The following is a 25,171-nucleotide window of genomic DNA, read 5'->3' on the forward strand; positions in this document are numbered from 1 at the left end:
ACGTAGGACAGGCCAGGACAGACCAGTTTGAATGGCAGGACGCGAGGTCAGGACGATGACGCAATTGGCAGTGGTGATCGGAGGACAGGGTGGCATTGGCGCGGCGCTGGTCGACGCCCTCGAACAGCAGGACCACGCGGACCGGGTGATCAACCTGTCCCGCCAATCAGAGCCGCCGATCGATTTCACCGACCTCGCATCGATCGAGCGAGCGGCGAGCTGGCTGGCCGCACAGCCCGGTGAGATTCGCCTGGTCATCGACGCGACCGGTTTCCTGCATGACGGGCACTTTACTCCCGAGCGCAGCTTGCGCGACCTCAACGCCGAGCACATGGGCAAGGCCTTCCTGATCAATGCCATCGGTCCGGCGATTGTCATGCAGCACATCCTGCCGCTCCTGCCCCGCGATGGCCGCGCCGTCTTCGCCACCCTGTCGGCGCGGGTCGGGTCGATCGCGGACAACCGGCTGGGCGGCTGGCACAGCTATCGCGCCTCGAAAGCGGCTCTGAACCAGCTGGTGCGAGGGGCCGCCATCGAACTGGCGCGGCGGCGCAAGGACGCTGTCTGCGTGGCCTTGCATCCCGGAACCGTCGACACCCCCCTGTCCCGACCCTTCTCGAAGTCTGGCCTCGACGTGCGCCCGGCCAGCCAGGCCGCGTCCGACATATTGGCGGTCATTGACGGCCTGTCGGAGGCGGATAGCGGTGGTTTCTTTGACCACAAGGGCGAACCCATCGCCTGGTAACGCGCGGGTGTTGGTCCGGTCATGTCGGGGAGAAGGCTTGGAGGCACCGCCCGGAATCGAACCGGGGTACACGGATTTGCAATCCGCTGCGTCACCACTCCGCCACGGTGCCAAGCTTGGTGAGCCGGGAGCTATAGCGCTGTCGCGCGGCGCGAGCAATCCGGCTTTCTCACCTCATTGGCAGGCATGCATGTTCCGATCCCGGAGCCGCGGCCCCAGGGGCATTTCGCCGCGCACGCAGTGGCATGCTTGCCGGGGCGCGCAATGCCGGGATATATCAGCGCCAGCACTATCCGAACCGGGCCTGGACAGGGAGAGCCTCGTGAGCGAATTCGAGACCGCGCGCAAGCAGATGGTGGATTGTCAGATCCGGCCGTCCGATGTCACCGACCGGCGTTTGATCGCTGCCTTCCTTGATATTCCGCGCCACCTCTTCGTGCCGCGAGCACGGCGCGCTTCGGCCTATTCCGACGGGCAGGTCCAGGTCGGCGATGCGCGCATGCTGATGCGCCCGCGGGACTTTGCCAAACTGGTCCATGCAGCGGACATCCAGCCGCATGAGCTGGTCCTCGATATTGCCTGTGCACGGGGCTATTCCACGGCGATCCTGGCGCGGATGGCGGGAACAGTCGTCGGTCTTGAATCCGATGAGGACAGCCTGTCACGGGCCTCCGGCCTGTTGTCGGATGTCGGCGCGGACAATGCCGTCGTGATCGAGGGCGATCTGGCCGCGGGTGTGGCCAAGCAGGGGCCGTATGACGTGATCTTCGTCAATGGGGCAGTTGATTCCGTACCGCAGGCCTGGCTCGATCAACTGGCACCGGGCGGACGCTTGGTCGCCGTTGTGCGCAAGGGGCCGGTTGGCAAGGCGACCGTGTTTACGCGATCCGCAGCCGGAATTGGCGAGCGGGTGGTGTTCGATGCCCATGTCTCGCCGCTGCCGGGCTTCCAGCTGGAAGCCGGTTTCGTCCTCTGATTTTTACACCCGCCCGGCAACGGATTTCGGTTGGCTGCGCGTGTCATGTCCTGTGATGGAGTGTCGCCGGCCGCAAGAACACGAGCCAGGTTACAAAAATATCAGAGTGAACGGTGTTCACTTTTAATGTTGGAGTGCCTATATGCACGCGTGGCAAGCGCGTGGCCGGAAATTCGGCTGCCGCGCCGTCAGCACTGGATCGGGCGGCGTGACGCGTTAGTATGAGACGGAAGGGCGGTGGCTTGAGGCCGGCGTGACCAGAGGGGTTTGTAATGTCGCGATTGAAGAGTTTGGCGCTTGTGCTGGCGGCAGGTGCATCGGCACTGGCGCTGGCGGGTACGGTTCAGGCCCAGACGCTGGAGGAGACTTTGGCGCTGGCCTATAATTCCAATCCGACGCTTCAGGCCGAGCGGGCCCGCTTGCGGTCGACAGATGAGGGCCGCATCCAGGCACAAGCCGGACGTCTGCCGACAGTCTCGGCCTCGGCCTCGATCACGCGGTCTCACTCGGAAGGCGAGAGCTTTTCCTCGATCACCAATACCACCAACAGCTTCGAATCGGACGCCACGCCGAAGAATTTCGGACTATCAGCCAGCCAGCCGATCTATCGCGGCGGCCGGATTGATGGCGCCATTGATCAGGCGACTGCCGTGGTCATGGCTGGCCGCGAATCGCTTCGGGCCACGGAACAGACCGTTCTGATCCAGGCCGTGACGACCTTCATGGATGTGCGCCGCGACGGCAATGTGGTCGAGATTCGCCAGAACAATGTCGAAGTGCTGGCCCAGCAATTGCGGGCCGCGCAGGATCGTTTCGAAGTCGGAGAGATCACCCGGACGGATGTGTCCCAGGCCGAGGCCCGGCTGTCTCTGGCGCAGGCACAATTGTCTGCGGCCCAGGCGCAGCTGGCAGCCAGCCGTGCGGCCTATGAGCGCGTGACCGGCCAGCCGGCGGCCTCCCTGAGTGCGCCGCCAGCCTTGCCGGCCCTGCCGGACAATCTCGCCGATGCGGCCGAATATGCTTTCGACAACAGCCCGCAATTGCTGGCGGCCCGCTATAGCGAGGAAGCCTCCCAGCACGCTATCCGCATTGCCCGTGGTGCCTTGCGCCCGGAAGTATCGCTGACCGCATCGGCATCGTCGGCGCGTGATTCGAGCTTTTCCGGCGATGTCCGCGACAGTGCCTCGATCATGGGGCAGGTGTCGGTGCCGATTTTCACCGGCGGACTGAACCGCTCGCGCATTCGCGCCGCTGTGGCCCAGGAAGAGCAGGCCCGTCACCAGGTCCGCGAAGCCCGCCGCCAGGTCACCGAGGCCGTGACCAATGCCTGGTACGGCTATGTCACGTCGCTCGCTGTGATCGAGTCGAGCCGGCAGGCCGTGGTTGCCAACGAAATCGCCCTGGACGGCGTGCAGCAGGAGGCCTTTGTCGGCATCCGCACCACGCTGGACGTCCTCAATGCCGAGCAGGAATTGCTGGAATCGCGTCTGACCTTTGTCACCGCCGAGCGCGACAGCTTTGTGGCAGGCTATCTTCTGTTGCAGGCGATGGGCCTGGCATCCGCCGAACAGCTGGGTCTGAATGTGGATATCTATGATGCCGCAGCGGCCGATTCTCGCGAATCGCGTTTCCCTAACCTTGACTTAACGCCCTGGGACTAGGGTTTTCGCAGAGTCACGGGCTGGACAGGCGAGTTCCGGCCCGGTTTATTCGCGTTACACGGGAAGCTGCCGCAGGCAGTGAAACGTGGCCGATCATGGATCCGGGCTGCAGTGACACACTGCAGACGCTGACCGAAGACAAGGAATTGGGCGCTCATGGCCGATGCCGCTGAAAACGAACCGTCGATGGAGGAGATCCTCTCCTCGATCCGCCGCATCATCAATGAAGACGACGAGGATGCGCCAGCGGAAGCCGAGGCTGAGGCCGAAGCGGCGCCCGTCGACGATGAACCGAAAAGCCAGGACGATGTCGACGCCATGTTCGACGAGCCGATTGCGGATGCAGGCGGCGATGATGTGCTGGAGCTGACGGATCTTGTCGATGCCAGCGATGAGGGCACCGATCCGATGGCGGTTGATGATGATCTGATGATCGTCGACCGTGAAGAGGAAGAGCCGGAGCCCGAGCCGGTCATGGCGGATCCAGAGCCTGAGATCGATTTCGATGCTCTGGCTGATGAGACCGCCGACGGCATCATGAGCGAGCCGGCTGCGGCTGCCGCGATGGGCTCCTTCCACACGCTGGCCGAAAACATCCGGATCTCCGACGAGGAAGGCCGCACGCTGGAAGGTGTGGTTCGCGCCCTGCTGCGTCCGATGTTGAAGGAATGGCTCGACTCGAACCTGCCGTCGATCGTCGACGAAAAGGTCCAGGCCGAGATCGACCGGGTGGCCCGCCGCCGCCGCTAGGACGTTCGGCCACGCAGAACATCCAGAAAGGGCGCCTCCTGACGGGGGCGCCCTTTTTTGTGCGTTGCTCCGGATGACGGGATTTCGGTCGTCCGCGCCCGCACTGGTCGATTGGGGCTACAGGTCCTGGGCGGCGAGCAGGGCACGGTATTCCCGGATTTTGGCGACATAGCGCACCGGCTCATGGCCGCGCGCATAGCCATAACGCAGCGTTGAATAATGGGCCGGGTCGGATAGCAGGGGCAGGATTTCAGCGAGGTCGTCCCAGCTGTCCTTGTCGCGGCCCAGCCGCTCCGCCAGGCGCCGGGCGTCATACATGTGGCCCATCCCGACATTGTAGGCCGCTAGGGCGAACCACAGCCGGTCGGGACCGGTCACACTGTCGGGCACGCGCTCGTAGAGGTCATCCAGATAGGCGGCGCCTCCGACGATGCTCTGTTCCGGGTCGGTGCGGTCATCAATGCCTACCCGCTCGGCCGTCGACAGCGTCAGCATCATCAGGCCGCGCACGCCCGTGGCGCTGACCGCATCCGGGTCCCAGTGTGATTCCTGATAGGCTTGGGCGGCGAGCAATTCCCACTCAAACGGCAGCTCGTCCGCGGCCGCCTCGAACAGTCGCCGATATCGTGGCAGCCGGTTCTCGACCCGGCGCACGAAGCGGGCGACGTCGACATAGTCATAATCCCCGAAGCGACCGAACCAGGTCTCGTCGAGCGCTTCCAGCAGCCCGTCCGCATGGGCCGTGGCAAACCAGGCCGACAGGGCCTCTCCCAGCCCGTCAATGCGGGCGTCATAGGCCCAGGCCAGCGGCTGCTCACCGGTCAGGTTCCGGGCCACGATGAGTTCGGGATGGCGGCGCCGGGCGAAATCGGCGAGATGGCTGTCCGCGATCGTGCAGTCGGCTTGCCCGTCATCGACAGCCTCCAGCAGGGGCATGGCCGACCCGCCCGGTCGTGTCCGCCACCGCAGGGCCGTATGAGTCACGCCGATCGCGCGCAGCGTCTCCTCATAGCTGGACCCTTCCAGCACGACGATGTCAGCATCCGGCAGGCGCTCGAGACGGGTCGGGTTGACCCCGCCGCGGCGGCAGACCAGCTGTTCGGTGACCGATTTGTAGACGGGTGAAAAAGCCAGTCTCTCCGACCGTTCCGGCGTCAGGGTGAGGCCGGCCGCCGCGACATGCCCGTCGCCCGCCGCCAGCGCGTCGAACAGGTCCGGCAGGGAGGCGGCGACCTCGAACCGGGCCGTGACCCCCAGGCTGGCAGCGAACGCGTTGGCAAGGTCGACTTCATAACCCGATGGCGGTCCGTCCTCATTCTCGATCAGGCTGGTCGGGCCGGCCAGGGTGAGGACAACCAGCTCGCCGCGCTCGCGAATCGTCGCAAGAGTGTCGGGATCCCGCACAGGCGGGGGCGGTTCGGAACAGCCAACCGGCAGGGCCAGCGCCAGCAAGAGCAGGGATACGGCCCTCGATGGCCAGGTTTTCAAAGTGGCGACCAGCGCCCGCAGGGTTTGCGTCATCAGACCAAATTAGTGGGAGAATGCCGGAAACACAAATCATCGGACTTCGGTACCGATCGGTTTTTGTTCCGTTTTGTTAACCATAAATGTTCCGCTTGTGTTCCCGGAACAAAATTGGTACATCAGCAGTCAGTTGCCCGGACCTGAGGGGCGTGAAATAAGGGATGAAGGCTATGAGTAAGGGCGCGATTCGACTCGTGAAGAACGAAAAGAACATGGACAAGGAAAAGGCGATCGAGGCGGCGCTGAGCCAGATCGACAAGGCCTTCGGCAAGGGTTCGGTCATGAAGCTTGGCCAGAAGCCGGCCATGGAGATCGAAACGATCTCCACCGGTTCGCTTGGCCTCGATATCGCGCTGGGAATTGGCGGTCTGCCCAAGGGGCGGATCATCGAAATTTATGGCCCGGAAAGCTCTGGCAAGACGACTCTCGCCCTGCACACGGTCGCAGAGGCCCAGAAGGCGGGCGGCGTGGCGGCCTTCGTGGATGCCGAGCACGCGCTCGACCCGGTCTATGCCGGCAAGCTGGGTGTTGATCTCGGCGAACTCCTGATTTCCCAGCCGGATACGGGTGAGCAGGCTCTCGAAATTGCCGATACGCTCGTTCGCTCCGGTGCCATTGATATCCTGGTGATCGACTCGGTGGCAGCCCTGACGCCCCGCGCCGAGCTGGAAGGCGAGATGGGTGACAGCCTGCCTGGTCTGCAGGCCCGCTTGATGAGCCAGGCGCTGCGCAAGCTGACCGGCTCGATCTCGAAGTCGAAATGCCTGGTCATCTTCATCAACCAGATCCGCATGAAGATCGGCGTGATGTTCGGTTCGCCGGAAACCACCACGGGCGGCAATGCGCTGAAATTCTATTCCTCGGTCCGTCTCGACATCCGGCGCATTGGCGCCATCAAGAATCGCGACGAGGTGATCGGCAACCAGACCCGGGTCAAGGTGGTCAAGAACAAGGTCGCCCCGCCCTTCCGGGAGGTTGAGTTCGATATCCTCTATGGTGAGGGTATCTCCAAGATGGGCGAGCTCATCGACCTTGGCGTCAAGGGTGATGTGATCGAGAAGTCCGGTTCCTGGTATTCCTACAATTCCGAGCGGATCGGCCAGGGCCGGGAGAATGCTCGCCAATTCCTGCTGGAGCATGGCGATATCGCAGCCGATATCGAAGCGAGGGTTCGCTCCAATGCGGGCCTGATTGCCGATGAAATGCTGACCGGCCCGGACCTTGCCGAGGACGACGCAGTCGCCGGCTAGGTTCGATACGATCCAAGGCTGTTCAAGCGCTGACTTGCGGGACTATGTGTGCGGTGAAGAGGCTCATTCATGGACCGGCACCCACACATGTCCGGCAATTCGGCCCTTCGCCAGAATGTGGCTCTTATTGCTCTTGTCTCACTGGCGCTATTCCTGGCGGACATGGTGTTTGGAATCCTGGGGCCTGTCGGGGGCGCCATGCTGGCCCTGGTTTCAATGGCGAGCTGGGTGGTATTGGCGGGCTTTTGGCTGAATTCGCTCAAACCCGCAGGCCAGAGCTGGGCTCGTTTCTTGGCACAGGGCGTGGTCGGCTTTCTGATGGTGTCCTTGGTCCTGCCTCTGGCCTTGATGCTTGTCGTCTGGGCAGTGATCGAATTGGGTCGGCTTCTCCAGGGTTGAGGTGTGCCGGGCAGGCCAGGCCAGGGTTGAGGTGTGCCGGGCAGGCCAAGGTCGAGGTGCGCCGGCCAGGATCTTAGCGGCAGCGGCTTGCTCGTCCGCCGCACCTGTCGAAGAATCGCAGCTTGATTGTGAACGGGTGCTTGGCTAGGCCGGGCACCCGTTTCTATATGTCAGTCTACAGAAACCGGTTTGTGCCAGTCCTTCGGGCCGGCGCGCGACACCCCAGCCGACGGGATCGGACATCATGGCCAGCCTGCGCGACATCCGTGCCACCTTCCTCGACTATTTCGCCAAGCACGAGCACGAGGTTGTGCCATCAGCGCCCCTGGTCCCGCAGGATGATCCGACGCTGTTGTTCGTGAATGCCGGCATGGTCCCGTTCAAGAACTCATTTACCGGCCAGGAAAAGCGCGCCTCTCTTCGGGCCACCTCGTCGCAGAAATGCGTGCGTGCCGGCGGCAAGCACAATGATCTCGACAATGTCGGCTACACGGCGCGCCATCACACTTTCTTTGAAATGCTCGGGAATTTCTCCTTCGGTGATTATTTCAAGGAGGAGGCGATAAGCCATGCCTGGAATCTGGTCACCGGTGAATTCGGCCTGCCAGCAGAAAAACTTCTGGTCACCGTCTATGCCGAAGACGAACAGGCGCGGGCCCTCTGGCGCAAGATCGCGGGTCTGACAGACGACCGTATCATCGGCATTTCCACATCAGACAATTTTTGGTCGATGGGCGATACCGGCCCGTGCGGACCGTGTTCGGAAATCTTCTTTGATCATGGTCCATCAATCGCCGGCGGGCCTCCCGGTTCGCCAGACGAGGATGGTGACCGTTTCATTGAAATCTGGAACCTCGTCTTCATGCAGTATGAGCAGCTGGGTCCGGATGAGCGCATCAATCTGCCCAAGCCCTCGATCGACACCGGCATGGGGTTGGAGCGCATCTCGGCCATTCTGCAGGGCAAGCACAATAATTACGAAACCGACCTTTTCCGCAATCTGATTGCCGCCGGTGAATCCGTGCTGGGCGTGAAAGCGGAAGGTGACGCCCTGGCCAGCCACAGGGTCATCGCCGACCATTTGCGCTCGACCTGTTTTTTGATGGCGGATGGCGTGACGCCGTCCAATGAGGGGCGTGGTTATGTGCTGCGCCGGATCATGCGCCGGGCCATGCGGCACGCCCATTTGCTGGGCGCCGGCGAGCCGGTCATGTGGAAGCTGGTCGATGCGCTCAAGTCGGAAATGGGCGATGCCTATCCCGAGCTCGAGCGCGCCCAGGCCCTGCTCGAAGAGACGCTTCAGGTGGAAGAAGAACGCTTCCAGCGCACGCTCGGCCGCGGCCTCTCCCTTCTCGAGGAGGCAACCGCCGACATGGGCGAAGGTGACGCCCTTGCCGGGGCGACCGCCTTCAAACTCTATGACACTTACGGATTCCCGCTGGACCTGACCCAGGACGCCTTGCGCGCCAAGGGCATGACAGTAGATGAGGCCGGTTTCAATTCGGCGATGGACAAGCAACGCGCCGATGCCCGGGCCAGCAAGTTTTCGTCCGGTGATGCCGCACCCGACGCAGTCTGGTTCGCCGTGCGAGACAAGGTCGGCGCCACAGCATTCACCGGCTATGCCGGCACCGGCGGCAAGGGCCGCCTCACAGCGATCGTGTCTGGCGGCCAGGAAGCCAAGGCTCTGGGTAGCGGCCAGCGGGCCGAGCTCGTTTTTGACGAGACGCCGTTTTATGGCGAGAGCGGCGGTCAATGCGGCGATACCGGCGAAATCCGCTTTGTTGACGGGGCCGTCTTCACAGTTGAGGACACGCAAAAGCGCGGCGGCGACATGCATGCCCATATCGGCGTGCTGACCAAGGGCGAGATAACCCTGGGTGACGTGGCCGCACTTGATGCAGACGCTCCGCGCCGCGCCGCGATCCGGGCCAATCATTCGGCGACCCATCTGGCACATGCCGCTTTGCGCGATGTTCTTGGCGCTCATGTGACCCAGAAAGGCTCGCATGTCGGGCCGGACCGGCTGCGCTTTGACTTCTCGCACAACAAGTCTGTCAGCGCTGATCAGATCGCCGCGATCGAAGCTCAGGTCAACGCCGTTATCCGTCAGAATGTGCCGGTCTCGACCCGGGAAATGACGCCGGACGCTGCCATCGAGGCGGGCGCGCTGGCGCTGTTCGGTGAGAAGTATGGCGACACCGTCCGTGTGCTGGCCATGGGGCAGGGGCTGGCAGACCATGCCACACCCTATTCGGTGGAGTTGTGCGGTGGCACCCATGTCGAACGGACAGGTGATATTGCCCTGTTCAAGATCATTGCCGAGACCGCCGTTTCGTCCGGTATCCGCCGCATCGAGGCAATGACCGGTGAGGGCGCGCGCCTCTACATGGATGAGCAGATCGGCTTTGGCCGTGCGGCGGCGGATGCGCTGAAAACCCCGCCCTCTGATCTCGCGACCCGCGTCGCGGCCCTGGTGGACGAACGCAGGAAGCTCGAGCGCCAGCTGGCCGAAGCGAAGAAACAACTGGCCATGGGCGGCGGGGCGTCCGGCGCTCCGGCCGGACCGGAAACCATCAATGGCGTCAACTTCATCGGCCGCGTGGTCGAGGGTGTTGGCGGCAAGGATTTGCGCGGTTTGATCGACGAGGCCAAGGCCCAGATGGGCTCCGGCGTGGCGGCCTTCATTGGCGTCAATGATGGCAAGGCAGCTCTCGCGGTCGGCGTGACCGATGACCTCAAGGACCGCTTCGTCGCCGTTGACCTGGTCAAGGCCGGCGCCGCGGCGGTCGGCGGCAAGGGCGGCGGTGGACGGCCCGATTTTGCGCAGGCAGGCGGGCCGGACGGGGCGAAGGCGAATGACGGGTTGGCGGCGATCCGCGCTGCCTTGGCGGGCTGATGGCCCGATCGTCCAAATCCGATATCCAGCTGCTTGGAGACAAGGTTGCCGCGCGCGCCATTGCGGCCGCGCGGGCGGATTTCAATGCGGCGCTTGAGAGCAGGGCGCTGAAAGTGATCGCCACACATCTAACCGAGGACGCGGTTCTCGTCCCCGGCGACGAAGCGCAACTGATCACCGGCCGGGCGGCGCAACTGGACGCCTGGGCATCAATCTTCAGCCAGATGCCCGATGTCAGCTATGTCCGGACGCCGTTACGGATCGAGGTCTGCGAAGACACTCATCTGGCCGCCGAAACCGGCCGCTGGAAAGGTGCCTGGTCCACGGATGGCCTGTCCATTCGTTATACAGGGCGCTATTTCGCCAAATGGCGGTGTGTTGAGGGCAGCTGGCAGATCGAGGCGGAAACCTTCGTCACCATGAAACGCAAGGGCGGCGCGGCCTAGGGCGCTTCAGCGAGCCAGGCGCGGGCATCGCGTTCTGTTTCGAAGACGCGTTCCTCGGTCGTCAGCCTCTGGCCGGCCGTTGCCTCCCAGAAGGCCAGCATGGCGTGCGACAATTCATCATTGCAGACGATCGCAGCGCGGCGCCGCGGCCCGCTTTTGACAGGGTCGGCCTTGGCCATCCGGGTCTGCAGCTCGGTCATGGCGGGGCCAGGCATGGCCGACAGGGAAGCCCGGGTCAGAATAGTCATGAAATCATAGTGATCCGACCAGCCCTCATGGGCTCTGGCGCGGGCAAAGGTCGCCATCAGCAAGTCGGTCGTGACCTGCCCGGATATGCGGTAGATGCAAAGCCGGTTTTCCGGCTCGAACTCGAATTCCACAATTATCACCCTTCAAGCGGCCAGGGACCGGCCCGATGGGCCAATTCTGCCTGTCCGCTCACTATCGGGCGACCGGCACGGGGAGACAAGAGGTTTCAATACGCATCCCTCCGGGCGCGCCCGAAGGTATCTGTCCAAGGCCCGCGCGCATGCGTTGTCGACTCTCATGCCCGGAAGAAAAAGGGCGGCCCCATCGGAGCCGCCCTGTTCATTATCGCCGTGTCTGGCTGAGTCAGCCGCGAGCCGCCATGGCGGCCTTGAAGCGCTCATCGACCTTGTCGAGGAATCCTTCGGTCGACAGCCAGCCCTGGCTTTCGCCGACCAGCAGGGCCAGGTCCTTGGTCATGAAGCCGGCTTCCACCGTCTTGATGATCGTGTCTTCCAGCAGGGCTGCGAAGTCCATGACGTCCTGGTTTCCATCCATGCGGCCGCGATGGGAAAGGCCCTGCGTCCAGGCGAAGATGGAGGCGATGGAGTTGGTCGAGGTCTGCTCGCCGCGCTGATGCTGGCGATAGTGGCGGGTCACCGTGCCGTGGGCGGCTTCGGCTTCGACCGTCGAGCCATCGGGGCTCATCAGCACGGACGTCATCAGGCCCAGCGAGCCGAAGCCCTGGGCGACGGTGTCGGACTGGACGTCGCCGTCATAATTCTTGCAGGCCCAGACGAAACCGCCGGACCATTTCATCGCGGCGGCGACCATGTCGTCGATCAGGCGGTGTTCGTAGGAGATGCCCTTCTCGGCGAAGGCGTCCTTGAACTCGGCCTGGTAGATCTCCTCGAACAGGTCCTTGAAGCGGCCATCATAGGCTTTCAGGATCGTGTTCTTGGTCGAGAGATAGACCGGCCAGCCGCGCTGCAGGCCATAATTCAGCGAGGCGCGGGCGAAGTCGCGGATCGAGTCGTCGAGATTATACATGCCCATGGCAACGCCCGGGGACGGGAAGTCGAAGACTTCGCGGGTGACCGGATCGGAACCGTCGGACGGCTCGAAGGTCATGGTCAGCTTGCCCGGACGGTCGACCAGGAAATCGGTGGCGCGATACTGGTCACCAAAGGCGTGACGACCGATGACCATGGGCTGCTGCCAACCCGGCACCAGACGCGGCACGTTGGAGATGACGATCGGCTCGCGGAAGACAACGCCGCCGAGAATGTTGCGGATGGTGCCGTTCGGAGAGCGCCACATCTTCTTCAGGCCGAATTCCTCGACGCGGGCTTCGTCCGGCGTGATCGTGGCGCATTTCACGCCGACGCCATAATGCTTGATCGCCTCGGCGGCATCGACGGTGATCTGGTCATCCGTCTCGTCACGCTTGGTGACCGAGAGGTCGTAATACTTCAGATCAATGTCGAGATAGGGCAGGATCAGCTTGTCCTTGATCAGCTGCCAGATGATGCGGGTCATCTCATCGCCGTCGAGTTCGACGACCGGGGTATCGACTTTGATCTTCGCCATGGGTGCTCTCATTTCTTTTCGGACGGACTGAAGTCGCGCTAGGACAGCGCGGACACATAATTTGCGCGCTCTCTAGCACCGGTGCGCGCCAAGGTGAAGGCCCCGTTCCATGACGCAAAATTCTGCAACGCCCGCTTTCATACTCCACACGCCCCAGCTGGGCGAGAATATTGGCGCGGCGGCCCGCGTTATGGGCAATTTCGGCCTGCCGGAACTGGTTGTTGTCGACCCGCGCGATGGCTGGCCCAATGACAAGGCGGTGACCATGTCGGCCGGCTCGCCGGTGCTGGGCAATGCCCGGGTCGAATACCGCCTCGGCGACGCCATCCACGACACCACACGGCTCTACGCCACCACGGCGCGGCCGCGCGGGATGGAGAAGCCGGTGATGACGGCGCGCGAGGCGGTCAGCGACATGAAGGCGGCCATCGAGGCGGGCGAGAAGGTCGCGGTCATGTTCGGCGGCGAAAAGTCAGGCCTGCCCAATGAGGCGGTCAACATGGCCGATGTCATCATTACCCTGCCGGTCGACCGTTCCTTCTCCTCGCTCAACCTGGCCCAGGCCGTCGCCGTGATCGCCTATGAATGGACCGCCGGCGAGGGCGCCCCGGCCGAGTTCGAACCGGTCTCCGATGTTGCCAAACGCGAAGACCTGGAACGCATGTTCGAGCATTTCGAAACCGAGCTCGAGCGGGCCGGCTTCTTCCACCCGCCGTCCAAGACCCCGCTCATGGTGCAAAACCTGCGCAATGCCTTCATCCGTGGGCGCTGGACAGAGCAAGAGGTGCGCACCTTCCGCGGAGCGGTCAAAGCGCTGACGCTGGGGCGTGGCAAGGCGCGGATCGTCCGTGAGGATTGACGGGGGAGGGACGCCTTCCTCCGCGATTTGCCCCGCTATTGCGACAGGGCCTGCCAGAGCTCGAAATTGAAGCCGGGCGCCTCGAAATTCTTCGCATTGCCCTGGCTGGCGACAGTGAGCCCGGTGGCGCTGTCATGGAGGACCGCGGAGCGGTAGCCGCCGAAATCGCCACCATGTGCGATGCGGTAGTGCCCTTCGCCAGTGACACGGACATAGATGCCGAGCCCATAGCCGGAAGGTCCGCCTGGCTCGAAGGCGTTGTAGTCCGCGCGCATGATGCGGCCCTCGGCCTCGAACATGCCGCCAGCGCCGAGCGCGCTGTACAGGGTGACAAGGTCCTGCGGCGTGGTCACCCAGCCGCCGGCGGTCCATTCATGGTCGAGATTTTGCGACAGGCGGCCATCGCGAGCGGTCGGCGCAAGGCCAAACCAGCCGCGTCGATGGCCGTTGGCGAGGCGTGCAAAATCGCGGCCCCTCAGGGGCTCGGTCCGTGACAGGCCGAGCGGGGCGATGATGCGGTCCTGCGCGAGGGCGTAGAAGGTTTCGCCGGTCGCTGCCTCGATGACCAGGCCGACCAGGATATAGTCGGTGTCGGAATAGGAAAAATGCTGGCCGAGCGGACCTTCGGCGCCGTCGCCGGCAACAAATCCGACCGTGTCGTCCGGCGTGAAGCCGCGTTGACCGCGTGTCAGGCCGGCCAGGAAGAAGTCGAGATCTTCCAGATAGTCCGGCACACCGGCCGAGTGATTGAGCAGGTGGCGCAGCGTCATCCCGTCATGATTGGCCAGTGCCGGCCACCAGTCCCGTCCGGACAACCAGGTTTCCACCGGGGCGTCGAGATCGAGCACGCCTTCTTCGGCGAGCTGGACCGCGACCAGGGCGGTGATCGTCTTGCCGACACTGCCGGACAGGAAGCGGGTTTCCGGCTCGACCGGTGCATTGTGGCGCCGATCCGCCAAGCCGGCCTGATGGTCGAGCCGCGTGCCGTCGGGCAGCAGGAGGCTGGCGGATAGGCCGGGAGCAAGCTCGTCGGCAATGGCAGCATCGATCCGCGTCCGCAAGACCGTCTCGGGGTCGGATTGCGCGTAGGCGGCGGTGGAAATGAGTGTGGCCAGGAGACCGGATATCAGGTGTCGCATCCGGCTTCTGTAGGATAGCCGGCGAGGCGAAACAAGCGTCCGCCAGAGGTCCGGTTCACCGGCGCAAGACCGCGAGAATTTGGGCAAGCCGAAATCCGGACGGGCCTGCCGATTGCGGCGGGCTCAGCCTTTGATCATGCGTGCGGTCCAAAAAGCCCGGTCGGTGGATGAAAGCTCCAGTGACGCGATCAGGTCTGTATCGCTTTGAGCTGCGTCCCCGTCCATAGCCCGGACCAGAATCGCTTCCATCAAACGTGCATTGCGCAGGATTTCTGCTGCGTCCATCGAGCCGGGAAAGATGCGTGCCTCGACGGTGTGTTTTCCGGGCAGGGCGTGAGCGATGTTGAGGAAGTTGAAGTCGGCGTATTTGGTCGGTTTGGTGTCGACCAGCATTTGGCGGGCCTTGTCCCAATCGGCGGACCGGAAGGCCTCGCTGCGGACCCGCTTCACAATCTCGTCCGCGATCGGTCCCAGACGGACGCAGGCCGGATTGGTGCCGACCAGATCGCGCAGATGAACGCCGTTTCGGTGAAGCGTCTCCACCAGTCGTGACACGATGCTCGCGTCGCACAGCGGACCGGCGTCGAAATGGATATGCACAGCCGCTTCCTTCGGCACGGTGAAGCCGAGGGCTGCCGCGTCGGCCAACAGGGCGGTCAGGGCTGTCTCAGGGTCAGCCTCATAGGGCGGGGTGATGATCTCGCAGGGGCGTTCGCGCTCGCCGGGCAGCGGGGCGACCATGGCGATGGAGCGGGCTGCGCGGTCCACGACTTTGGCGATGCCGCCCTCGGCATGATCAAGCTCGGTGCCGAAGAGGGCGGCGACAGGGGCCAGCACATTGGCGAGGTCTGCATCGGGGTCGCAATGCTCGGTCACGAGCGCCAGCAGGCGAGCATCATCGCTCAGGATCCGCATCCAGCCGGGCAAGGGTGCTGCCAGCGGGTTGAGGCCGTCGCGCAGGGTGAGGTCATCAACGCACAGCGCGACCCGTTCGCCAGCGGCATCCAAAGCCTCGTAGCCCAGCACCAGGTTTTCAAACACCGGCATGCCGGGCACGAGGCTGGGTTCGGACTGGGGATAGAAAACGGTCTTCACACGGCCGCCCACCCGCTGGGCTATCCGCTCGGCCAGGTCGCGTCGGCTGAGGCCCTGCGGGGCCATCAGCTCGATCTCGAAACCCTGTTTCCAGGGGCGACGCTGTGTCGAGCCGGTCATGTCTGTCTCCGCGCTGCCGGGCCTGAGTTTGTGGGTGCAATCTGGCAGTGAACCGGCCCTCGCGGGAGTCGGCAATGGCAGGTCATGCCTCATTCTGATTGCCGGGCCTGTCCAACGCGGCTATGGGTGGAAGCAATTGAAATCCGGGGGGAATGAAATGTCGAACATAACGGTCATGAGTGCGCTGGCTCTGGTCTCAGCTGTCGGAGCGTCGGCCCAGGCCGAAGGGGTCAGCGCTCAAATCGTGCTGCCGGAAGCGGACATGTCCGCCATCCTCGCCGCATCCTCCTCCGGCTTTGCCTTCACACAGCAAAATCGCGCCCATCTCGATCTCTACTTTGCCAGCGAGTACGGCTATTGCGATGCCCGCAAGGTCGCCGATGTGTGGAATACGGACACGTTCAGCGCCAAGGCCATAATCGGTGGCAAGATTGCCAACGGCCTGACCGATCTCGTTGATACCGACATCGCCTCGACGTCAGGCCGCGTCGCCTGTGACTGGGGCGAGTTGGGTCTTGATTGGGACCAGGCCGTGGCCCTGGCCAATTACTGGGGTCGCAGCCCCGGCGAAGCCAAGGCGAAGGCCGGCGATATCGCCAGCGATCTCGGCCATAAGGGTTTCATGCGCACAATGGCGCACGTCCTCAATCCGGCCCATCCGCAAAATCCGTCCGCAAACGACGGCGCCTATCAGAGGATGTTTTTCGACAGCGATTACGGCTATTGCGACGCGCTCAAGGTGGCCCATGTCTGGGGCACGGATGTTGGCTCTGCCAAGACGGTGATCGGTCAGAAGATTGCCGGTGGGATCACGGATCTCATCGATGTGGACATTGCCTCGACTGCAGCGTCCGTCCAGTGCAGCTGGGTTGATACCGGGCTGGAGTTCGATGATGCCCTGACCCTGGCTGATTTCTGGGGCGTCTCGGTCGGCGAAGCCAAGTCAAAGGCGACCGCCTACACGTCGGAATGGGGCAATCGCGGATTCCGCAACCGACTGGGCAGCGTGCTCGCGCGGGGCTAGCGGCGAGCAGGGTCTCTGCCGTTCATTGCGGCGCGTTGCGCGGGAAGAGGCATTGATCTCTTGTCAGCCAGTGCGCCTTCCGGGATGTCTTCAGTCAAGGGCGGCAAAGCCGCCGCGTCGCGGTTCCACCCTTGACTGAAGACATCCCGAAAGGCTGAATCTCGGCAAGAGAACAATGGTTTGGCAGGTGTAGTCACACCCGTGTGGTATCAGATTTTCAGCGTCTCCTCGGCGGCCCGCGACGCGGCGGGCAATCCCGCCGCTGCATACACGCCGCGACCGCCGCGCTCCCGCCATTGACTTCCCTGTCCACACAGGTAAAACCCGCGCTTCCCTCGCCGGGGCCCTGTCGGGTCACCGGACTTCGTTCAACACCAACGGGACGATGCGAGAACCGCCGTTTAGATCGCACGCCTTTGAGGGAAGGCGCGCCGGGCCGCATCGAATAGAGAGAACATGTCAAAGCGTCATTCGCAGAAATACAAAATTGACCGCCGCATGGGTGAAAACCTGTGGGGCCGTCCGAAGTCTCCGGTCAATTCGCGCTCCTATGGCCCCGGCCAACACGGTCAGCGCCGCAAGACCAAGATGTCCGATTTCGGTCTTCAGCTCATGGCGAAGCAGAAGCTGAAGGGCTATTACGGCAACATCACCGAGAAGCAGTTCCGTCGTACCTATGACGAAGCTTCGCGCCGTAAGGGTAACACCGCCGAGCTGCTGATCGGTCTCCTCGAGAGCCGCCTCGACGCCATCGTCTACCGCTGCAAGTTCGTGCCGACGGTTTTCGCATCGCGCCAGTTCGTCAATCACGGCCACGTCAAGGTCAACGGCATCAAGGTCAACATCCCGTCCTACCGCTGCAAGCCGGGCGATGTGATCGAAGTCCGCGAGCGTTCGCGCTCGATGGCTCTGGTCCTGGAAGCCCTGGACAGCCCGGAACGTGACCTGCCGGAATACATCGATCTCGATGCCAAGGCGATGAAGGCCACCTTCGTGCGCATGCCGGAATTCTCTGAAGTGCCGTACGCGGTGCAGATGGAACCGAACCTGGTCATCGAATTCTACTCCTCGTAAGAGGACGAAAATCGACCCAACAAAGAGGCCGCTCCGGACAACCGGGGCGGCCTTTTTCGTGCCAGTTCTTGTTCCTGTCGGTCGCTTTCCGGGCCGTCCGGTTACGCTTCGACGTCCCTGTCAGCGCCAAGCCAGCGCGCCGAATGCGAGCGACTTGGCCCGTCTTCGCCGAACATCATGCCAACCGCGGGGACGAGCAAAAGGATGGGTGCCCGGAAACGCGCCGGGCGCTGGATGATTAAAATGCCCAAGGCGATGATGGGACCGAAAAGGAAGACGGGTTCGATCATCGGGTCCGGCTCGGGTGTGGCCGCTGGTGGAAGGGGCACGCCCCGGCCTGACCGTTTCCGGCATGGTCGCCGCGTCGCGGGCCAAGCAGACTGTGCCGCCCGTACGGAAAACGGCACCGGTGCGAAGTGAAGCGAGCCTGCGTCACAATCGAGCAATTGCGGTGCCCGGCTCGCCTGTCACGAGTCTAGGCTTGATCAATTGTGAAACCCTGCTTGGATACCCGAACTGTCCTGTCCTGCGGGGGCAAACGAGCAGGGCCGGGCATGTTTGGGGAATTGTTTTGGGGGCGAGTATGCGTGTGTTTTGGCGAGGCATTGTAGCCAGTGTGGGACTGGCTGTATCTCTTTCGGCTTGTGCGACCAGCGGGGAATCGCAGCAAGAGGCGAGCAGCCGCTTCCTGCCCAGCCTGCCGCCCATGCCGGCCATGCCGTCACTGCCGACCATCAACATCGCCGACATGCGCATTCCCGGCACTTATCGCCAGGCGCCGGCTGTCGATCCTGAAGCCGAGCCGGTCATTTATTGGCGGGTGATCGAGGATGATATCCTGATCGTCCATGCCGACACCAATGGCTGCACCTCGCGCGCCGACTATCTGGTCAATGTCGAACAGTATCACGACGACATCTACACGGTGCATCTCACCCGCCAGGTCGAAGACCGATGCACCGCGCCGACACCCTGGGGTGTCCAGCTGGGCTTCGGCTTTGAGGAATTGGGTGTGCCGATCGGTGGACAGGTCATCCTGCTCAACCCGATCGATACCGAGCGGCCCTGGGACTGGAATGAAAACCGCACCAGCCTGGCCTCGCGGCGCTAGCAGCCCCTGCGTTGCAAGGTCTGGGGCGTTGCAAGGTCTGGGGCTCAGACCACCGCATCCCAGCTCAGGCTGAGACGTGAGGCGGCATTGATGATGCCGACCATGGAATAGGTCTGCGGGAAATTGCCCCATAATTCACCGGTCGCCGTGTCGATATCCTCCGACAGGATGCCCAGCTTCGTCCGGTGCGCGAGCACGTCCTCGAACATGGCGCGGGCATCGTCCAGCCGGCCGATCCGGGCCAGCGCGTCGATATGCCAGAAGGTGCAGGCGGTGAAGGCGGTCTTCGGCTTGCCGAAATCATCAGCGACCCGGTAGCGATAGACGTGATAGCCGTCCCGTAATTCCTCATCGACCCGCTCGACCGTGGCCACAAAGCGCGGATCATCCGGCGCGATGAAACCGATCTCGGCCATCAGCAGTACGGAGGCATCAAGGGCCTCACCGCCAAAGGCACCGGTGAAGGCCTGGCGCGCCTCGTTCCAGGCTTCGCGCAGAACGGTTTCGCGGATCTCGTCGGCGCGGACGGACCAGTAGGCATGCCGGTCTTCCAGGTCCAGCGTGTTGGCGATGCGGGCCAGACGGTCACAGGCGGCCCAGCACATGATGGCGGAGGAGGTATGTATGTCGGCGCGTCCGCGATACTCCCAGATCCCGGCATCCGGTGTGTTGTAGACGGCATAGGCGCGCTCGCCGACGACTTCGAAATGCTCGAACTCCAGCCGGCCGGCCTTTGATTGCAGGCGGTCGTCAAAGAAGGCCTGGGAGGCGCCCAGGATTACATGGCCATAGACATCGTGCTGGATGTGTTCGGCGGCCTGGTTGCCGAAGCGCACCGGGCCCATGCCGCGATAGCCGGGCAGATTGCCGGCAATTGTCTCGGTCAGGTCGGTCTCCAGCGCGATCCCGAAGACCGGCTGGATATGCCCGCCCTTGGTCAGCGCCACCGTATTGCGAAGGAAGGCCATATAGCCCTCCAGCGTACCCACGGCGGAGAGGCGGTTGAGAGCCGTGACCGTGAAATAGGCGTCGCGAAGCCAGCAGAAGCGATAGTCCCAATTGCGTTCGCTGCCGGCATGTTCGGGGATCGAGGTCGTCAGCGCTGCCACGATCCCGCCGGTCTCCTCGTAGACACAAAGCTTGAGTGTGATGGCGGCCCGGATGACCGCCTCCTGCCATTCCGGCGGGGTGGCCAGACGGCGCGACCAGTCCTGCCAGTGGGCACAGGTGCGCTCGTACCAGTCCTTGGCCATTGATCCGACCGCGTCGGACAGGCTCTCATCGGGACCCAGCACGAAGGCGATCTCGTGATCGAGCACAAAATCCCGCCCATCCATGACATAGGACAACGGCGCATCGGTGGTGATGCGAAAACCGGCGGTCTCGTCGATAAAGCTGACATGGGACACGCCGCGCCTGGACGGCATGGCGGCAGAGCCCTTGTTGCAGGCGGCGGCAAGGGTCACGGAGAGGCGTGGCATGCCGCGCAAGGGCTTGATCAGGCGCACGGTGGAGGCCGGCCGGAACATGCGGCCCTTGTCCATGAAACGCGGTGCGAAATCGGTGATCAGCACAGCCGAGCCGTCATCGGCTTCCAGCTCGGTCTCGATCACCGCCGTATTGCGGACATAGCGTTGACGGGCACTGGTCTGGCCAGCCAGCCGGACGGAAAACTCGCCGCTCCCGCCGACCAGCGTATTGAAGACCGGTTCCCCGTCCAGTCGTGGCAGGCACAGCCAGGTCAGGCCAGCGGATGCGTTGATCAGGCCGGCAATGGTGCCATTGCCGATGATGCCGAGTTCCAGTGAGGTCATGGGGTGCTTGCCTCCAGCCAGGTCCAGACGTGGGCGGGATCGTTCAATCGGGTCGCGGCCAGGCTGTCACCGGGGCCGACCTTGATGGCGTGGCCGCCAAGACCGATTGCGGCGCGCATGCCGTCTTCATCTGTGGCGTCATCGCCGATCATCACCGGTCGCCGTCCGGCAAAGGGTGGCAGCCTCATCAGGCGTTCCACGGCGCGCGCCTTGCTGGCGGTCTCGGGCTTGAGCTCGAACACCATCTTGCCGGATTGAAGATGATAGCCGGGATGGTCGGCGACCAGGCCCGCCAGGCCCTCGGCAAGTTGGCCTTCGGCCGCCGGTGCAGCGCGATAATGGATGGCCAGGACACGGCCCTTGCTTTCCAGCCGGCTTCCCGGCGCGGCGGTCACGAGGGCGGTGACCGCGCGAAACAGCGCGTCCGGTGCTGACGCGGCGTAAGCCACGGGATGGCGCCCCGGCGCGCAGACATCGCAGCCATGCCCGCCTGCGCGCCACAGGGCACCGGGCGTGCGGCGATCGAGGTCTCGGATGTCACGGCCGCTGACAATGGCCAGGGCACCGCCCAGCGCCACCGCAAGCCGCTCCAGCAGGGCCGCGCCTCCGTGTGGCAGTTGAACCGTGTCCGGGTCGTCCTGCAGCGGCGCCAGTGTGCCGTCGAAATCGAGGAAAAGTGCATCCCGGCGCGGATCAAGCGCTTCGGGAGTCGGGTGCGACTGTGCGGACCTCGACCGGGGATGGGTGGGCAGGCCAATCATGCCGGAATGGCGGGCTCGAGATCCCGCAGGAAGTTATTGCGCCACCAGGCGATGTCCTGCTTGACCACAATGTCGCGCAACTTGCGCCACCGCGTCTGGCGTTCTTCCAGCGGCATGGTCAGAGCCTGATGGATGGCGTCGGCCACCTTGTGGCGATCATGCGGATTGACGATCAGGGCTTCTTGCATCTGCTCGGCCGCACCGGCGAATTGCGACAGGACCAGCACGCCCGGATCGCTTTCATCCTGGGCCATGACGAATTCCTTGGCGACCAGGTTCATGCCGTCCCGCAAGGGGGTGACCAGTCCGACCCGGGCAATCCGGAACAGGCCGGCCAGTTCCTCGCGGGAATAGGACCGGGCGAGATAGCGCAGCGGGATCCAGTCCAGATCGCCATGATCGCCATTGATCCGTCCGGCCAGCTGGTCGAGTTCCAGTCGCAGCTCCTGATATTCCTCGACCTTCGACCGGGATGGCGGTGCGATCTGGGTCACCGAGACCTTGCCATGCAGATCGGGATGATCGTCGAAAAACTGTCCGACCGCCTCAAAGCGTTGCGGCAGCCCCTTGGAATAGTCCATCCGGTCGACACCGACCACCAGCTCGCGTCCGCCCAGGAAGCGGCTGATGCGTTCGGCGGCCCGGTCGGCGACCGGCGAGTGTGCCGCTTCGACGAACCCGGCCGGATCAATCCCGATCGGATAGGCCGCGATGCGGGTTGTGGTGCCGAAAACGCTTATGCGACCATCCTCATGCGCTTCGCCACCGCACTGATCGACCAGGTAGCGCTCGAAATTGGCCCGATCACGTTCGGACTGGAAGCCGATCACGCTGTAGGCGCACAGGGCCCGCGCAATCCAGTGGTGTTCCGGAATGGCGCTGAACATTTCCGGCGGCGGAAAGGGAATATGCAGGAAAAAACCGGTCGGCCCTTCCCAGCCTGCATGACGCAGGGCGTCGCCCATCAACAGAAAATGATAATCGTGCACCCACACAGTGTCGGTGGGAACGAGACGGTCAGCGACCATGTTGGCCAGGCGTTGATTGACCGCGGAATAGACCTTGAAGGCTTCGCTGTCGAAGCTGGCCAGGTCGAGCCGATAATGGAAGACCGGCCAGATCACCCGGTTGGCGTAGGTCAGGTAATAGCTTTCATGTTCGTCATGGGTGAGGTCGGTCAGGACGAACTCGACACCCTCATCGCGATAGACGCTGGTGCCCCGCGGGATCTCGTCGACCAGTTCGCCGCTCCAGCCGAACCAGCATCCGCCGGTCGCCTTGAGGGATTCCCATACCGCGACCGCGAGGCCGCCGGCGCGGGCCTTCGGGTCGGCGGCGGTTCGATTCGAGATCGCGATCAGACGGCCCATCACCACTCCTAGCTACAGGGTGGGTGTCCCATGGGGCATGCCGGGTGGGCAAGGCGGTGGTCGGGCTCGCCGGTCAGCTGGCTGAAATTGCCCGTTTGACGAGCCTGAATGCCTCGAAACGGACAGGTGCAGGGGCGGAGATCACGCGTCGGCGAGGACGCCCTTGTCCTTGAAATAGGCCTGCAGCTCACCGGTCTCGAACATTTCCTTGATGATGTCGCAGCCGCCGACAAACTCGCCCTTCACATAGAGTTGGGGAATGGTCGGCCAGTTCGAGAATTCCTTGATGCCCTGACGGATACCATCATCCTCCAGTACATTGACGCTTTCGAAATTGACCTGGAGATGGTCCAGCACGCGCGCTACCACAGAGGAGAAACCGCATTGCGGGAAGACCGGTGTGCCTTTCATGAAAAGCACGACCTCATTGCCGTCGATGGTCGACTTGATGCTGTCATGGGCAGTGGCGGACATGGCGGAACTCCTCGAATGATCCTGATCGATAGCTAAGACGTCGTTGCACCCGCTTCAAGAGCGCCCACCAGTTCGGCGTTCGCGGTGAGGTGGGCCGAGCGTGTGGTCAGGCAGATGACGCTGTCGGCAAAGGGTTGGGACAAGGACCAGGCCAGGCCGGCCGCGGCTGGCATGCCGGCCGACGCAGTCGCATCGCCGCGCAGTCGCCGCCTGATCTGGCGGGCAAGATACCACAGGTCGCTGCGAGAGCGGGGTGCGCCTGCCGGCCGGGCTGTTCCGGCCATGGTCTCGATGCCGATGACCGACAGGCCATTGGCACGGGCCCGGGTCAGGCGCTGGCGTTCATCTTCGGACAGGCTGTCATTGACCGGCGCCATGAGCGCGTCGAACACGCCCAGCTCGATCGCGCGGTCCAGCTCGTCACCGCGACCGCACACGCCGATATGGCGGATCATGCCGCGTTCGGTGAAGGCCTGGAGCCGGCGGATCAGCTTGTCCGTCATCTCATCCGGTGCCGGCCCGTGCAAAAGCAGCAGATCGACATGGTCACGCTGCAGGCGCTTGAGCGAATCCCGCAGCGACATCTCCACAGCGCCGGCGGAAAAGTCGCGCCGCCCGCCTGAATGAATACCTGCCTTGGTGGCGACGAAGGCCTTGTTGCGAGGCAGCTGTTTCAAGGCTGTGCCGAGGCGTTGCTCGGCTTCGCCATTGCCATAGGCCGGGCCGGTATCGAACAGGGTCACGCCCAGATCGACAGCTTGATGGATCAGCCGCGAGGTGGCTTTCCGGCTGGCCCCCAGACCGGCATGCGGACCGGTGACGCCGAACCCCAGGCGCGAGAAGGCGTCAGCCTCGATCATCAATCGGGTGTCCGTGTTTCCAGCGCGAGCGCGTGCAACTCCCCGCCCATCTTGTCGCCGAGTGCCGCATAGACCATCTGGTGCTGGGCGACGCGCAGCTTGCCGCGAAAACTTTCGGAGACCACCAAGGCCTGCCAGTGATCATTGTCACCAGCGAGGTCGGTCATGGTGATGTCAGCGTCCGGGATTCCGGCCTTGATGAGGGCGATGATGTCGTCGGCGGGCATGGGCATGGCGGATCCTCGGCTTCCAGTCGGGCGGGCAGGCTGTGGCGGCTTCACATTCACTCACGACCGGCCAGCGACAGCGTGACCGGATGTGTCGTCCCGTGCACTATCGCGCCGCACCACCGCAGCCCATATGTGCGCCAAGCTAGTCGTGACCGCTGCAAGGGAAAAGACCATGACCGCCATCTTCGCTGCCAAAACCCGCCTCTGGCCCGCCCGGGTCTTCGCCGGTCTCCTCCTGGTGACCCTTGGCTTCGCCAGTCGTGCCGAGGCCGGGGACCAGTATCTTGACCGTGATGACCGGCCTGTCGGTGGCTATGATGTGGTCAGCTACCACACCGGCGACCAGCCCCTGCAAGGGCTCGACACGATCACGGCCGAGTATAACGCGGTGAGATGGTATTTCGCGACCGAGGCCAATCGTGACCTGTTTGTTGCCAATCCGGTTCGCTATGCGCCGGCTTATGACGGTCATTGCGCCTATGCGCTGGCCAATGACCGCAAGGTCCGTACCGACCCCCTGGCCTACAGAGTGGTGGACGGCGTGCTGTACATGAACTTCTCGCCCTCGATCCAGACGCGGTGGGAGCAGGACATTCCCGGCTATCTTGAACAATCCGAGGCCAACTGGCCGGACCTTGAGCCGGAACCGGCTGCCCGGCCCGGCGGCTGGTTCTGATCATTACGGATATTTTTGTGGGGTGCGATGTTCCAGCGTGGCAGACTCCCGGCTGTCTGATCAAACCGGGGATATTCC

24 protein-coding genes and 1 tRNA gene are annotated in these 25,171 nt (G+C 63.5%); 13 read left to right on the top strand and 12 right to left on the bottom strand.

Translation table 11 applies throughout. The features are described from left to right. The first annotated feature begins 55 nt into the window (after positions 1-55). Positions 56-745, top strand: a complete 690-nt coding sequence (locus MMAR10_RS05190) for an SDR family NAD(P)-dependent oxidoreductase (RefSeq protein WP_011642941.1) — start codon at positions 56-58, stop codon at positions 743-745. Between the two features lie 38 nt (positions 746-783). Here the strand turns inward: MMAR10_RS05190 and MMAR10_RS05195 are convergent. After that, positions 784-857, bottom strand: a tRNA-Cys gene (locus tag MMAR10_RS05195). A gap of 210 nt (positions 858-1,067) precedes the next feature. Here MMAR10_RS05195 and MMAR10_RS05200 point away from each other — a divergent pair. The 3 genes from MMAR10_RS05200 (at position 1,068) to MMAR10_RS05210 (ending at position 4,132) form a co-directional block, all read left to right on the top strand. Continuing rightward, positions 1,068-1,721, top strand: coding sequence for a protein-L-isoaspartate O-methyltransferase family protein (locus MMAR10_RS05200; RefSeq protein ID WP_011642942.1), 654 nt, complete (start codon positions 1,068-1,070; stop codon positions 1,719-1,721). Between the two features lie 272 nt (positions 1,722-1,993). After that, positions 1,994-3,382: a TolC family outer membrane protein gene (locus MMAR10_RS05205; protein ID WP_011642943.1), complete on the top strand. Its 1,389-nt coding sequence runs from the start codon at positions 1,994-1,996 to the stop codon at positions 3,380-3,382. Between the two features lie 156 nt (positions 3,383-3,538). Further along, on the top strand, positions 3,539-4,132 hold the full coding sequence (locus MMAR10_RS05210) for a DUF2497 domain-containing protein (protein WP_011642944.1): 594 nt from the start codon (positions 3,539-3,541) through the stop codon (positions 4,130-4,132). A 117-nt stretch (positions 4,133-4,249) separates the two neighbouring features. On the opposite strand, the gene mltF is transcribed toward MMAR10_RS05210, so the two are convergent. Then, positions 4,250-5,653, bottom strand: a complete 1,404-nt coding sequence (gene mltF / locus MMAR10_RS05215) for a membrane-bound lytic murein transglycosylase MltF (RefSeq protein ID WP_011642945.1) — start codon at positions 5,651-5,653, stop codon at positions 4,250-4,252. A gap of 173 nt (positions 5,654-5,826) precedes the next feature. On the opposite strand from mltF, the gene recA reads away from it, so the two are divergent. From recA to MMAR10_RS05235, 4 genes are all read left to right on the top strand, one after another. Continuing rightward, complete coding sequence (recA, locus tag MMAR10_RS05220) at positions 5,827-6,906, top strand: recombinase RecA (protein WP_011642946.1); 1,080 nt, start codon at positions 5,827-5,829, stop codon at positions 6,904-6,906. 69 nt (positions 6,907-6,975) lie between these two features. Beyond that, positions 6,976-7,305, top strand: a complete 330-nt coding sequence (locus MMAR10_RS05225) for a hypothetical protein (RefSeq protein ID WP_011642947.1) — start codon at positions 6,976-6,978, stop codon at positions 7,303-7,305. A 244-nt stretch (positions 7,306-7,549) separates the two neighbouring features. Next, positions 7,550-10,204, top strand: coding sequence for an alanine--tRNA ligase (gene alaS / locus MMAR10_RS05230; RefSeq protein WP_011642948.1), 2,655 nt, complete (start codon positions 7,550-7,552; stop codon positions 10,202-10,204). After that, positions 10,204-10,650 (top strand): YybH family protein, encoded by a 447-nt coding sequence (locus MMAR10_RS05235; RefSeq protein ID WP_011642949.1) that lies wholly within the window; start codon positions 10,204-10,206, stop codon positions 10,648-10,650. The genes alaS and MMAR10_RS05235 overlap by 1 nt, the downstream gene beginning before the upstream one ends. Here MMAR10_RS05235 and MMAR10_RS05240 read toward each other — a convergent pair. After that, entirely contained in the window at positions 10,647-11,030 is a 384-nt protein-coding gene (locus tag MMAR10_RS05240; protein WP_011642950.1) for an STAS/SEC14 domain-containing protein, read from the bottom strand. The two genes, MMAR10_RS05235 and MMAR10_RS05240, sit on opposite strands and share 4 nt — an antisense overlap. A gap of 232 nt (positions 11,031-11,262) precedes the next feature. Next, positions 11,263-12,486 carry an NADP-dependent isocitrate dehydrogenase gene (locus MMAR10_RS05245; protein ID WP_041636819.1) on the bottom strand — a complete coding sequence of 408 codons (1,224 nt, stop codon included), beginning with the start codon at positions 12,484-12,486 and terminating at the stop codon, positions 11,263-11,265. 109 nt (positions 12,487-12,595) lie between these two features. Here MMAR10_RS05245 and MMAR10_RS05250 point away from each other — a divergent pair, with 109 nt between their 5' ends. Then, entirely contained in the window at positions 12,596-13,345 is a 750-nt protein-coding gene (locus MMAR10_RS05250; protein WP_011642952.1) for an RNA methyltransferase, read from the top strand. Positions 13,346-13,380: 35 nt separating this feature from the next. Here the strand turns inward: MMAR10_RS05250 and MMAR10_RS16060 are convergent, their stop codons facing one another. Together MMAR10_RS16060 and MMAR10_RS05260 are read right to left on the bottom strand one after the other, a co-directional pair. Continuing rightward, a complete protein-coding gene (locus MMAR10_RS16060) occupies positions 13,381-14,484 on the bottom strand; it encodes a serine hydrolase domain-containing protein (protein WP_011642953.1) in 1,104 nt (367 codons plus the stop codon). Positions 14,485-14,607: 123 nt separating this feature from the next. Beyond that, positions 14,608-15,699 (bottom strand): amidoligase family protein, encoded by a 1,092-nt coding sequence (locus MMAR10_RS05260; RefSeq protein WP_011642954.1) that lies wholly within the window; start codon positions 15,697-15,699, stop codon positions 14,608-14,610. Positions 15,700-15,856: 157 nt separating this feature from the next. Here MMAR10_RS05260 and MMAR10_RS05265 point away from each other — a divergent pair, with 157 nt between their 5' ends. From MMAR10_RS05265 to MMAR10_RS16065, 3 genes are all read left to right on the top strand, one after another. Next, on the top strand, positions 15,857-16,723 hold the full coding sequence (locus MMAR10_RS05265; protein WP_011642955.1) for a hypothetical protein: 867 nt from the start codon (positions 15,857-15,859) through the stop codon (positions 16,721-16,723). Positions 16,724-17,179: 456 nt separating this feature from the next. Then, positions 17,180-17,797 (top strand): 30S ribosomal protein S4, encoded by a 618-nt coding sequence (gene rpsD, locus MMAR10_RS05270; RefSeq protein WP_011642956.1) that lies wholly within the window; start codon positions 17,180-17,182, stop codon positions 17,795-17,797. A 583-nt stretch (positions 17,798-18,380) separates the two neighbouring features. Continuing rightward, positions 18,381-18,908: a hypothetical protein gene (locus MMAR10_RS16065; protein ID WP_011642957.1), complete on the top strand. Its 528-nt coding sequence runs from the start codon at positions 18,381-18,383 to the stop codon at positions 18,906-18,908. A 44-nt stretch (positions 18,909-18,952) separates the two neighbouring features. Here MMAR10_RS16065 and MMAR10_RS05285 read toward each other — a convergent pair whose 3' ends face one another. The 6 genes from MMAR10_RS05285 to MMAR10_RS05310 form a co-directional block, all read right to left on the bottom strand. Beyond that, positions 18,953-20,722: a glycoside hydrolase family 15 protein gene (locus MMAR10_RS05285; RefSeq protein WP_011642958.1), complete on the bottom strand. Its 1,770-nt coding sequence runs from the start codon at positions 20,720-20,722 to the stop codon at positions 18,953-18,955. Further along, the gene (otsB, locus tag MMAR10_RS05290) at positions 20,719-21,483 is read right to left on the bottom strand and encodes a trehalose-phosphatase (RefSeq protein WP_011642959.1); all 765 of its coding nucleotides are present in this window, start codon (positions 21,481-21,483) and stop codon (positions 20,719-20,721) included. Before otsB ends, MMAR10_RS05285 begins: the two co-directional genes overlap by 4 nt. Next, positions 21,480-22,853 (bottom strand): alpha,alpha-trehalose-phosphate synthase (UDP-forming), encoded by a 1,374-nt coding sequence (locus tag MMAR10_RS05295; RefSeq protein ID WP_011642960.1) that lies wholly within the window; start codon positions 22,851-22,853, stop codon positions 21,480-21,482. Before MMAR10_RS05295 ends, otsB begins: the two co-directional genes overlap by 4 nt. 141 nt (positions 22,854-22,994) lie before the next feature. Then, positions 22,995-23,327 carry a Grx4 family monothiol glutaredoxin gene (gene grxD, locus MMAR10_RS05300; protein ID WP_011642961.1) on the bottom strand — a complete coding sequence of 111 codons (333 nt, stop codon included), beginning with the start codon at positions 23,325-23,327 and terminating at the stop codon, positions 22,995-22,997. Between the two features lie 32 nt (positions 23,328-23,359). Then, positions 23,360-24,187 (bottom strand): aldo/keto reductase, encoded by an 828-nt coding sequence (locus MMAR10_RS16070; RefSeq protein WP_011642962.1) that lies wholly within the window; start codon positions 24,185-24,187, stop codon positions 23,360-23,362. Beyond that, positions 24,187-24,420 carry a BolA family protein gene (locus MMAR10_RS05310; protein ID WP_011642963.1) on the bottom strand — a complete coding sequence of 78 codons (234 nt, stop codon included), beginning with the start codon at positions 24,418-24,420 and terminating at the stop codon, positions 24,187-24,189. The genes MMAR10_RS16070 and MMAR10_RS05310 overlap by 1 nt, the downstream gene beginning before the upstream one ends. Positions 24,421-24,589: 169 nt before the next feature. On the opposite strand from MMAR10_RS05310, the gene MMAR10_RS05315 reads away from it, so the two are divergent. Next, complete coding sequence (locus MMAR10_RS05315; RefSeq protein WP_049755664.1) at positions 24,590-25,093, top strand: YHS domain-containing (seleno)protein; 504 nt, start codon at positions 24,590-24,592, stop codon at positions 25,091-25,093. The last annotated feature ends 78 nt before the right edge of the window (positions 25,094-25,171 follow it).

The sequence above is a fragment of the Maricaulis maris MCS10 genome, from assembly GCF_000014745.1.
Classification (GTDB): Bacteria; Pseudomonadota; Alphaproteobacteria; order Caulobacterales; family Maricaulaceae; genus Maricaulis; species Maricaulis maris_A.